The sequence below is a fragment of the Kineococcus lubricus genome, from assembly GCF_050871965.1.
GTDB lineage: Bacteria > Actinomycetota > Actinomycetes > Actinomycetales > Kineococcaceae > Kineococcus.
Genome location: NZ_JBJLSK010000043.1, coordinates 20157 through 30057, shown reverse-complemented (window position 1 = coordinate 30057; position 9901 = coordinate 20157). Strand labels below are relative to the sequence as shown.

Here is a 9901-nt window from a genome sequence, read left to right as displayed (position 1 = left end):
CGGGTCGGCGTGGTTACCAGCCGATGAGCCAGGCGGTGCACGGGGACGTGCTGGTCAAGCACTGGGAGACGTACGAGAAGGCGGCGCGGGGGGCTGGGCACGACCCCCGCCGCGAGGACTGGCGCGTCTCCCGTCTCGTCTTCGTCGCCGACACCGACGAGGAAGCCCGTGCGCTGGTCCGCGACGGCGACATCGGCCGGTTGTGGCGCGAGGAGAACCTCGCCAACTTCACCCGCCTCGGGCTGACCGACCTGCTCACCGGCGGCGAGGTCGACGCCTCGGACCTGACCGTGGACTGGCTCATCGAGAACCAGTTCTTCGTCGGGTCCCCCCAGACCGTCGCCGACAAGATCCGCGCCCTGTACGAGCACACCGGCGGTTTCGGGGGCGTCCAGACGTCGACCTACGACTTCAGCGACCACCCCGAGGCGTACGAGCGCAACTTCCAGCTGATCGGGGAGCGCGTGGCCCCCCTGCTGGCCGACCTGACCGGGGACGAGCAGCGTGGCTGAACCGCTCGTCGCGGGACGAGAGGACCTCGAGGACGTCGAGCGGGTCCTGCGCATCGACGTCCCCGGCCGGTCGGCGGCCTCCGACGAGGTCTCCCGCCTCGTGCACCACCCGGTCCACCACCTGGCCAGCCCGGAATCCGGGTTCGTGCCGGGTTCCGACCCCACGATCGACGGCGGGTCCACGGCCCGTCGACCGGTGTCCCGGCGCGGACCGCGCCGGGACGGACAGCAGAGGAGCTGCAGCAGTGAACGAGACCACCGAACGGGTCCTGACGCCCGTGGAGCAGGAGACGGCTGCCCTGCGGCAGGTCTTCGCCCAGTTCCCGACGGGCGTCGCGGCGCTCTCGCTCGTCCCCGAGGACGACCCCCGGCAGGAGCCGGTGGTGTTCATCGCCTCCTCCTTCCAGGTGGGCATCTCGCTGGACCCGCCGCTGGTCCTGGTGGCCGTCCAGCACACCTCCACGAGCTGGCCGAAGCTGCGCGCGGCGCTGGACCGGCCCGGCAGCCGGGTCGGGGTCACCGTCCTGGCCGACCACCACGAGGCGGCGGTCCGGCGGCTGGCCTCCAAGGCCCTGTCCGGGCACGAGCGCTTCGACGGGCTGACGACCACGACGCGGGAGTCCGGCGCGCACTACCTCAACGGTTCCCCGGCGTGGATGGAGTGCTCGCTGCACTCGCAGTTCCCCGCCGGTGACCACGACGTGGTCCTGCTGCGCGTGCACGACTCCCTCGTCGACACGGACGCCGAACCCCTCGTGTGGCACGCGTCGGGGTTCCGGGGGATGTCGCCCCGGCTGACCCCGGCCGGCTGAGCGGCCTCGGCGTCCTCCTGGACAGGAACCGGGGCCCGACTTGGCTCGGCTGCCAATTGTGACGGCGCGGAGCCCGCCGGACCATGGCAGTCCGACCCCGGGGAGGACGAGGAGGACGAGTCCGTGGAGGACGACACGAACCTGGTGCACGTCACCTTCGGCGGGCACGACGGCGCGGACGTCGGGGAGTGGACGCGGCACTCCGAGCTGGCCCTGCTGGGCGAGAAGGTGTGGCCGCTGGGCGACAGCTCCACGTTCTCCGGGTTCCTCACCCGGCGCACCATCGGCGACCTGCTCGTGACGGACTACCAGACGTCGCCGTTCGCCGGGCGGTTCGCCCCCACGACCGCTGCCGCCGACTACGTGCAGCTCAGCCGGGTCTCGGCGGTGGGGGGCGAGTGGACGCGGCTGCGCGACGGCCGCCGGTTCGAGGCCGGGGGCGCGCTGAGCATGTTCGACGGGGCCAGCCTGGACGCCTACGAGCAGTGGCGCTCCCGCCGCTCGACCACGCTGCACGTCCCGAAGTCGGCGCTGCGCGAACGGGGGCTGCGCTGGCAGTCCTACCACCTGCCGCGCTTCCTCGACAGCTCCACGACCGCCCACGTCCTCGCCGCGATGCTGCCGCCCCTGCTGTCGGGGCCGGCGATCTCCGCCGGTGAGTCGTTCGCCCTGCGCGCCGCGGTGCTCGACCTCATGGCCGGGCTGCGGCCGCAGGACGTCCTGCACTCCTCGCAGGCCGTCAGCGCGGCGATGCGCTCGCGCATCGAGACGTGGGTGGAACGCGCGATCCACACCGGGCCCATCACCCCCGCCGACGCGGCCGCCGCGCACGGCGTGTCCGTCCGTTCGCTGCACCGCCTGTTCGCGGGGTCGGACCGCAGTTTCAGCGGCCTGGTCCGGGAGAAGCGCCTGGAGGCCGCGCGCAACGACCTCGCGACGGGGACGTCCACCATCCAGGGGGTCGCCGCCCGCTGGGGGTACAGCGACGTCAGCCACTTCTGCCGCGAGTTCAAACGCGCGTACGGCACGACGGCCTCGCAGTTCCGGGCGGACCGCCTCGCGCCCGTCGCCGTCGGCTGCTGACCCCCGGCCGCCGGCGAGCCGCGGAACACCCCGCACCACCGATTCCCTGGAGGACCGACCGTGAACCCGACCGACCAGCTCGTCGCGACGCCCGCCCCCGCTTCCCTCGCCGCCTGGGAACGGTGCCGGCGCAGCGTGGGGGGAGGGGTGAGTTCGGGGCAGCGGGCCACCGCGGCGCCGCACCCGCTGTTCGTCGACCGCGCCGCGGGAGCGCTGGTGTGGGACCTCGACGGCCGCGAGCACGTCGACTACGTCGGCGCCTGGGGGCCGATGGTCCTGGGGCACAGCCACCCCGTGGTGCTGGAGGCGGTCGCCGCGGTCCTGCCCCGGCTGCAGATGCCGGGCATGGGGCACCGCGGCGAGTACGAGGCGGCCGAGGCCGTCCTGGCGGCCGTGCCCGGCGCCGAGCGCCTGCTGTGGAGCAACTCCGGCACCGAGGCCGTGCAGGTCGCCCTGCGCCTGGCGCGGGCCTTCACGGGCCGCAACAAGGTCGTGAAGTTCGTCGGCGCCTACCACGGCTGGCACGACTCGGTGTACGCCAGCGTGACCCGCCACGAGCCGGGAGAGCGGGCCACCGCGCAGACGCGGGGGCAGAACCCGCACGCCCTGGAGGACCTCGTCGTCCTGCCGTTCAACGACGTCGAGCGGGTTCGGGCCGTGCTCGCCGAGGCGGCCGAGCGGGACATCGCCGCCGTCATCGTCGACCCCGTCCTCAGCAGCGGCGGTCTCGTCGCCCCCGACCCGGAGTTCCTGCGCGCGCTGCGCGAGGGGTGCGACGGTCGCGGGACGCTGCTCGTCCTCGACGAGGTCATCACCGGTTTCCGGGTGGCCCGCGGGGGAGCGGCCGAGCGCTGGGGCGTCACCCCGGACCTGTGGACCTGCGGCAAGGCCATCGCCGGGGGTTTCGCGCACAGCGCCGTGCTGGGCCGCGCCGACGTCATCGACCAGGTCAGCGACGGGGTGACGCACTCGGGCACCTACAACGGCAACCCCGTGGCGCTGGCCGCGGTGGAGGCCACGATGCGGGTGCTGGCCGAGCCGGGCACCTACGAGCGGCTGGAGGAGACCTCCGAGCAGGTCCTGGCCGGCATCCGGCGGGCCGCCGCCGCGACCGGTGCGGACCTGCGGCCCTACCGGGTCGGCTCCATCCTGTCGCTGGGGCTGACGGACCGGCCCGCGCTGGCGCGGCTGCAGTCCCTCCTCCTGGAGGAGGGGGTCCTGCTGCTGCCCACCGGCAAGATGTTCGTCTCCACCGCCCACGACCGGGCGGCGGTCCAGCGCACGGAGACGGCCTTCGCGCGCGCGCTGGGCCGCTGGTGACGCCCCTCGCGTTCGGGTGAGGTCCGGTCCCAGGTCGTCCCCGTCGCCTGACGGGCGGGTTCGGGGGATTTCCCCCTGCCGCGCGCCGCGCCGCGCGGCACCCCGATCCGGCACCGGGTGCCGACACGGTAGCGTTCTGAGAGTCATCTCTCAGGATCCGCGCCGGCGGTCCTGGGACCGGCGGGCTCGCGGGCCCGCAGCGACCGAAGGATCGAGGAACAGCATGGACGTCGTCGTGACCCGCCGTCAGCTCGTGGCCGGTACGGCCGCGGCCCTGTCCGCCGGAGCGCTCACCGGCTGCGCCGGGTCCCCCGGGAACGGCCAGGTCGTCATGGCGAACTACGGCGGGCCGTTCGCCGCCGCCCTCAAGAGCGTCTACTTCGACCCGTTCACGGAGCAGACGGGCATCGAGGTCGTCGTCGTGAACGCCGACTCCGCCCGCTACGTCGCCATGGCCCGGGCCGGTCGCAGCGACTGGGACTCCATCGACGCCGACGGGTTCGCCGTCGTCGACTGGATCGGCAAGGGCATCGTCGAGCCGCTCTCCCCCGACGTCCCGCGCGCCGACACCGTCGAACCGGAGTTCCGGGACTACGCCGCCGGCGGGTACTCGCAGTCGTTCGTCATGGCCTACCGCACCTCGGCCGTCGGCCCGAACCCGCCGCAGAGCTGGGCCGACTTCTGGGACACCGCGAAGTACCCGGGCAAGCGCGGCTGGCCCAGCAACCACGTGGCGACGGTCGAACCGGCGCTGCTGGCCGACGGCGTGGCCGCCGCCGACCTCTACCCGCTGGACCTCGACCGCGGGCTGGCCAAGCTCGACGAGCTGCGCGACCACCTGACGTTCTACGAGTCCTACGCGGCCATCGCCCAGGGCCTGCAGGCCGGCAGCGTCGACATGGCCGTCATGCCCAACGGCCGGGCCACGGCCCTGGCCGACGAGGACCCCGACGTCGTCGTGCAGTGGAACGGGAACATCCACTTCCCCTGGACGGCCTGCCCGATCCCCCGCAGCGCGCCGAACACCGAGGAGGTCAACGCCCTGCTGAAGTTCATGATGGACCCGCAGCGGCAGGCCGAGCTGGCCGAGAAGTCGTACTACGGCCCGACGCTGCGGGCGGCGTACGACCTGCTGCCCCCGGAGGTGCTCGCCAAGCTCCCGGGTTCCGACGAGCACGTCGCCGTCGCGGCCACCGTCGACAGCGCCGCCCTGTCCCGGCAGGTCGACGAGTACGTCGCGCGCTACTCGGCCTGGGTCTCGGGCTGAGCCACCCGTGGCGCCGGTCCGGCCGGTCCCCGGGCAGGAGGCGGGGCCGGTCAGGCCGCGGGGTGCGGTTCCGCGGTCCAGGGCTCGTCGGTCCACGACACGCGGACGACGCCCTGCTCCTCGACCTCGCGCAGGAACTCCTCGGGATCGAAGCACACCTCGGGGTCCACGACGCCGGTGGTGGTCCGGGCCTGCCGGGCGAGGAGCTTCACGCCGAGGGCGGCCACCTTGCCGGTGAGGGTGTAGGAGTGCTCCTCGAACGGCCGCCGGACGGTGTAGGTGCGCTGCACGCGCCGACCGTCGGCACTCACTCCCCGGACCTCGACGCGACTGGCGCTCTGCCCGTGGTAGCGGGGGTCCTCCCGGCCGCCGATGCGGTTCCAGATGGCCTCCCGGGTGGCGTCCACGGTGTCCTGCGCCAGCAGGCCCAGTTCGTTGAGGACCTTCAGCGCCGTCATGGCCTCCGGTTGCCAGCAGCCGCGGACCGCGGCGTACCGGATGCTGGGGAAGTTCCTCGGCAGGCTCTTCGGTTCGGGGTGCGGCCGGAAGAACACCTCCTGCTCCCCGAAACCCGGGCCGAAGTCGACGACCCGGCCCCCGTCGAACGGCCCGACGGGGACGAGCCGGCCGTCGAGGTGGTAGCTGCGCTCGGGGCTGTGCTCCCCGCCCTCCCACAGCATCGTGTCGAGCGCTCCGCGGCTGGAGGCCATCGCGCGCTGGACGACGAAGAGGATGTCGACCTCCTCGGGGCGCAGGCCGGTTGCGGCGTGGGCCACGAGCACGTTCGTCAGGCCCGGGCTCATGCCGAGGCCGGGGACGACGGTGATGCCCCGGGCCGAGGCGTCCCGCGCGTTCTGCTCGCTGGGTTCGGAGATCAGGTCCGCGTAGTCGACCCCGGCCCGCAGGGCCATGTCGAAGACCTCGTCGAAGGCGAGCAGGCTCAGGCAGTTCACCAGGAGCGTGGCGCCCGCGAGGACCTCCTCGGCCGCTCCCGGTGCGAACACGTCCCGCACGACCACCTCCACGCCCGGCCCGGCGAACCGGCCCATCCCGCCCTCGCGGGTGTCGACGAGGCGCAGGGGCACCCCTCCCGCCTCAACGAGGACCTCGGCCAGCGCGCGCCCCACCGCGCCGTCCGCGCCGAGGACGACGACCAGCGGTTCGACGGGGTGCGCGGGTGCTGGGGTGGTGTTCACGGGTTCCTCCCGGGGACGGTCGTGATCGGTGAGCCGACGGTAGGTGGGTGGCCCGGTCCCCGGCCACGGGTCCGGGGGCCGAGACCGGGCGGTCACGTTCAGACGATCGTCTGGACGTCGGTCTCCCGCGCGGCCACCGCCCACAGCGCCCGGTCGCCGTGGCCGGCCCCGGCGGCGCGCTCGAGGTCGGCCAGGGCGGCCTCGACCATCGGCGCGGGCGCGCCCGCCGCGTGGAAGGCCCCCAGGAACGACGACAGGCCTTCCGCCCAGGTCCCCAGCGCCGCCTCCTGAGTCGCGAACCGCTGTTCCCGCAGGTCGTCCACGATGCGGGCGAAGTACCCGGGCATCCGTCGCGCCGTCCGGTCCATCAGCCGCAGCAGCTGCTCGGGCCCCACCCCGGCGTCCAGCGCGAAACGGGTCGCGTGCGCGGCCGCCACGAGTGCGGGCGCGGACAACCCGCCGACGATCGCGGCGTCCAGGGAGTTCGCGGCCCCGGCCGGTTCACCGACGTGCTCGACGGTCCCGCCGAGGTGCCGCAGCAGACCGGCCACGCCCTCCCACGCCTGCGGCGTGCCGGAGACGACGACGTGGTTCTCCGGCGTCCCGACGTGCCCGGGCAGGTTGAGGACCGCACCGTCGAGGTACCCGCCGCCGCGGCCCTGCACGCGCTCCGCCGCGGCCGCGGCCCGCACCGGGGTCCCCGTGGTGAGGTTCACGACGACCCGGCCCGTCAGGTCGGCCTCGCCCAGGACCTCCTCGACGTGGTCGTAGGTGCCCAGCACCGCCACGACGACGGTGCCGGCCGCGATCGCGTCCCGCGCGTCCTGCACCGCCGTGACGCCGTCCCCGGCGAGCGCGCGGGCCTTGGCGGGGTCGCGGTTCCACGCGGTCACGGGCGCGCCGGCACGGGCCAGGGCGCGCGCCACCGCCGACCCCATGAGCCCGCACCCCAGCACCGTGACGGACGGCAACCGCGCGCCGGTCCCCGCGGCCACGTCCTCCTGCATCGTCCGCGCCGTCATCCGAACCGTCCTCTCCCCGCCGGGCCCGGCGGTCGCGCGGGCGGGACAGACGCTGCCAGGGCCGGACCGGGGCGGGAACCTCCCGGGCCCAGGTGCACCCGACCGGGGGAGGGCCGGCCCGCACCCCTCGGACCCGGCCGCGGCCGGTCGCGCGGGCGTGGTGGCCCTGACGCAGGCGTCTCCACGGCCGTCACGGCGTTCGCGGCCCGCCGCCTCCGCACCGACGTGCGGCCCGTCGCCGGGCGGTTCCGGCTCCGACCCCCGCTCAGGCGCCGACCGCGGCCCCCTCGGGGACGGCGCTCACCGCGTAGCCCTCGCGGGAGAACCGGCCGTTGTCCCGCCGGAACTGGGACATGAAGTCCGGCCACAGCGTGGTCAGGCGGCCGCTGCGCGGGTGCAGGTACCAGCTCGTGCAGCCGCCCCGGGTCCACACCGTCCCCGCGCTGCGGGCGTGCAGGTCCGCGACGAACTCCGCCTCCGCGGCCACCGTCGGTTCCACGTCGACGTGCTCCCCGAGGACCACGTCGAGCCCACCGGCGATGTAGGAGATCTGCGTCTCGACCATGAAGACGATCGAGCCCGCTCCCAGCCCCGTGTTCGGCCCCAGCATCACGAACAGGTTGGGGAACCCGGGGACCGTCGTGCACGCGTAGGCCCGTCCGCCGTCGCGCCAGTGGTCGGACAGGAGGGTCCCGCCGCGGCCGCTGATGCGGCTCGCGACGGGCAGGTCCGCCGCCTCGAAACCGGTGGCCACCACGAGCGCGTCCAGTTCCACCGGTTCCCCGTCGCCGGTGACGACCCCGGCCGGGGTGACCCGGTCGATGCCCGAGGTCACCAGCGTCGTGCCCTCGGCCGCGATCGCGGGGTAGTAGTCGTTGGAGATGAGGATGCGTTTGCAGCCGATCTCGTAGTCGGGGGTCAGCCGTCGCCGCAGGTCCTCGTCACCGACCTGCGCCGCCAGGTGGTCCAGGGCGCTGCGGCGCACGTCCTGCAGGAACAACGGGGACCCCAGGCGTTGCGGGAACCGCGACTCGTTCCCCCAGAACAACTCGTCGCGCAGCGACCGGGCGGTCTCGGGGAACCGCGCGAACATGCCCTTCTCGGCCTCGGTGTAGGCGCGGTCGCGCCGGGGGACCACGTAGGGCGCCGACCGCTGGAACACCGTCAGGTGCTGGACCCGCGGCTGCAGCGCGGGGACGATCTGGACGGCCGAGGCCCCCGTGCCCACGATCCCGACCCGCCGACCCGTCAGGTCGACGTCGTGCCGCCAGCGGGCCGAGTGGAAGACCTCCCCGGCGAAGGAACCCAGCCCCGGCAGGTCCGGGTAGGCGGGATCGGACAGGTGCCCGGCCGCGCTGACCAGCGCCCGCGCCCGGTAGCGGCCCCGTCCGGTCCGCACGTCCCAGACGTGACCGTCCGGGTCCCACCGGGCCTGCAGCACCTCCTCGCCGAAGCGGATGCGGGGCCGCACGCCCTCCTCGTCGGCGGTGCGGCGCAGGTAGGCCAGGATCTCCGGTTGCGTCGCGTAGACCCGCGACCAGTAGGGGTTGGGCCGGAAGGAGTAGGAGTACAGGTGCGACTGGATGTCGCAGGCCGCCCCCGGGTAGGTGTTGTCCCGCCAGGTCCCGCCGACGTCCCCGGCCCGTTCCAGGACGAGGAAGTCGTGCACCCCGTCGCGCTGCAGCCGCACGGCCAGGCCCAGGCCGGCGAAACCCGAGCCGATGACCAGGACGTCGGTGGTGGTGACGGTGCCGCCGGTCGTGCCGGACGGGAAGGGCGGGTTCTCCACGGGTCGCTCCAGGCGGTGGTCGGGGGTGGTCGGGTGGGCCGGGGATCAGGCGTGCAGGGCCGGCACGGTGCCCGGGGTGCGCGCGGCCGTGTCCCGCAGGAACCGGTCGAGGTGGTCGAACACCTCGGAGGGGCGCTCGGTCAGCACCCCGTGCCCGGCGGCGACCTCGGCGTACCGGGAGTGGGGGACGGCCCCGGCCAGCAACCGGGCGTGCCGCGGGGGTGCCAGGACGTCGGCGGTGCACGCCACGACGAACGTCGGCACCCGCAGCCGGCCCAGCTGGTCGGCGACGTCGAGGTCCGGCACCGTGGCGAGCCACGCGCAGCGCTCCAGGAGCGTCCGCACCTCCTCCTCGGTCCGGCCGGCGAGGAACTCCGGGGTGAAGGCCGACAGCGCCGACCACGCCTGCCGCGCACCGGGCCGGTCCGCGACCTCGCCCGCGAGCCGGGACGTGAGCCGCTGGTGGGGGTCCGTGGTGGCCCAGCCCGCCACGAGCGTCGCGCTCGCGGTCCACCCGGGGTTGCGGACGGCGAGCGCCACCGCCGTCGCCGCACCGGAGGAGAAACCGACCAGGTGCGCGGCGCCGTGGCCCCGCACCGCGGTCAGGGCGGTCTCGATCGCCGGCAGCGTCGCGCCGTCCTCGCCGGCCGTCCCGCCGTCGGTGGTGGACACCTCCACGACCACCGTGCGGTACCGGGTGGCCAGCATCGGCGCCAGCGCCCAGAAGTCGGCCCCTCCCGGGGCCCCCCAGCGCGGCAGCAGCACCACCAGCGGGCGCGGCGACCGGGGATCGCTGTCGACGGTGCGGACCACGACGCCGCCGCGCCGCGTCGTGCGCGCGTGCCCCGGTGCCCCTGCGGCGCTCACGGTCGCCCCGCGCGCGCCGTCGACGGGTTCCCG

The 9901-nt window shown here is 74.8% G+C and carries 9 protein-coding genes; 5 read left to right on the top strand and 4 right to left on the bottom strand.

All coding sequences use genetic code 11. The features are described from left to right. The 5 genes from ACRYRX_RS20940 to ACRYRX_RS20920 all read left to right on the top strand — a co-directional run. The coding region (locus ACRYRX_RS20940; RefSeq protein WP_432515074.1) for an LLM class flavin-dependent oxidoreductase at positions 1–512 on the top strand (512 nt) is incomplete at its 5' end. A gap of 245 nt (positions 513–757) precedes the next feature. After that, positions 758–1324 carry a flavin reductase family protein gene (locus tag ACRYRX_RS20935; RefSeq protein ID WP_432515073.1) on the top strand — a complete coding sequence of 189 codons (567 nt, stop codon included), beginning with the start codon at positions 758–760 and terminating at the stop codon, positions 1322–1324. A gap of 123 nt (positions 1325–1447) precedes the next feature. Further along, a complete protein-coding gene (locus tag ACRYRX_RS20930) occupies positions 1448–2407 on the top strand; it encodes a helix-turn-helix transcriptional regulator (protein ID WP_432515072.1) in 960 nt (319 codons plus the stop codon). 60 nt (positions 2408–2467) lie between these two features. Next, positions 2468–3727 (top strand): aspartate aminotransferase family protein, encoded by a 1260-nt coding sequence (locus ACRYRX_RS20925; RefSeq protein WP_432515071.1) that lies wholly within the window; start codon positions 2468–2470, stop codon positions 3725–3727. A 223-nt stretch (positions 3728–3950) separates the two neighbouring features. Beyond that, entirely contained in the window at positions 3951–4994 is a 1044-nt protein-coding gene (locus ACRYRX_RS20920) for an ABC transporter substrate-binding protein (RefSeq protein WP_432515070.1), read from the top strand. 50 nt (positions 4995–5044) lie between these two features. Here ACRYRX_RS20920 and ACRYRX_RS20915 read toward each other — a convergent pair whose 3' ends face one another. The 4 genes from ACRYRX_RS20915 to ACRYRX_RS20900 all read right to left on the bottom strand — a co-directional run bounded on the left by ACRYRX_RS20915 (position 5045) and on the right by ACRYRX_RS20900 (position 9868). After that, entirely contained in the window at positions 5045–6190 is a 1146-nt protein-coding gene (locus tag ACRYRX_RS20915) for a saccharopine dehydrogenase family protein (protein WP_432515069.1), read from the bottom strand. A gap of 98 nt (positions 6191–6288) precedes the next feature. Next, a complete protein-coding gene (locus ACRYRX_RS20910; RefSeq protein WP_432515067.1) occupies positions 6289–7212 on the bottom strand; it encodes an NAD(P)-dependent oxidoreductase in 924 nt (307 codons plus the stop codon). Positions 7213–7477: 265 nt separating this feature from the next. Next, positions 7478–9001 (bottom strand): flavin-containing monooxygenase, encoded by a 1524-nt coding sequence (locus ACRYRX_RS20905; RefSeq protein ID WP_432515066.1) that lies wholly within the window; start codon positions 8999–9001, stop codon positions 7478–7480. Between the two features lie 45 nt (positions 9002–9046). Next, complete coding sequence (locus ACRYRX_RS20900; protein WP_432515065.1) at positions 9047–9868, bottom strand: alpha/beta fold hydrolase; 822 nt, start codon at positions 9866–9868, stop codon at positions 9047–9049. Positions 9869–9901: the final 33 nt, after the last annotated feature.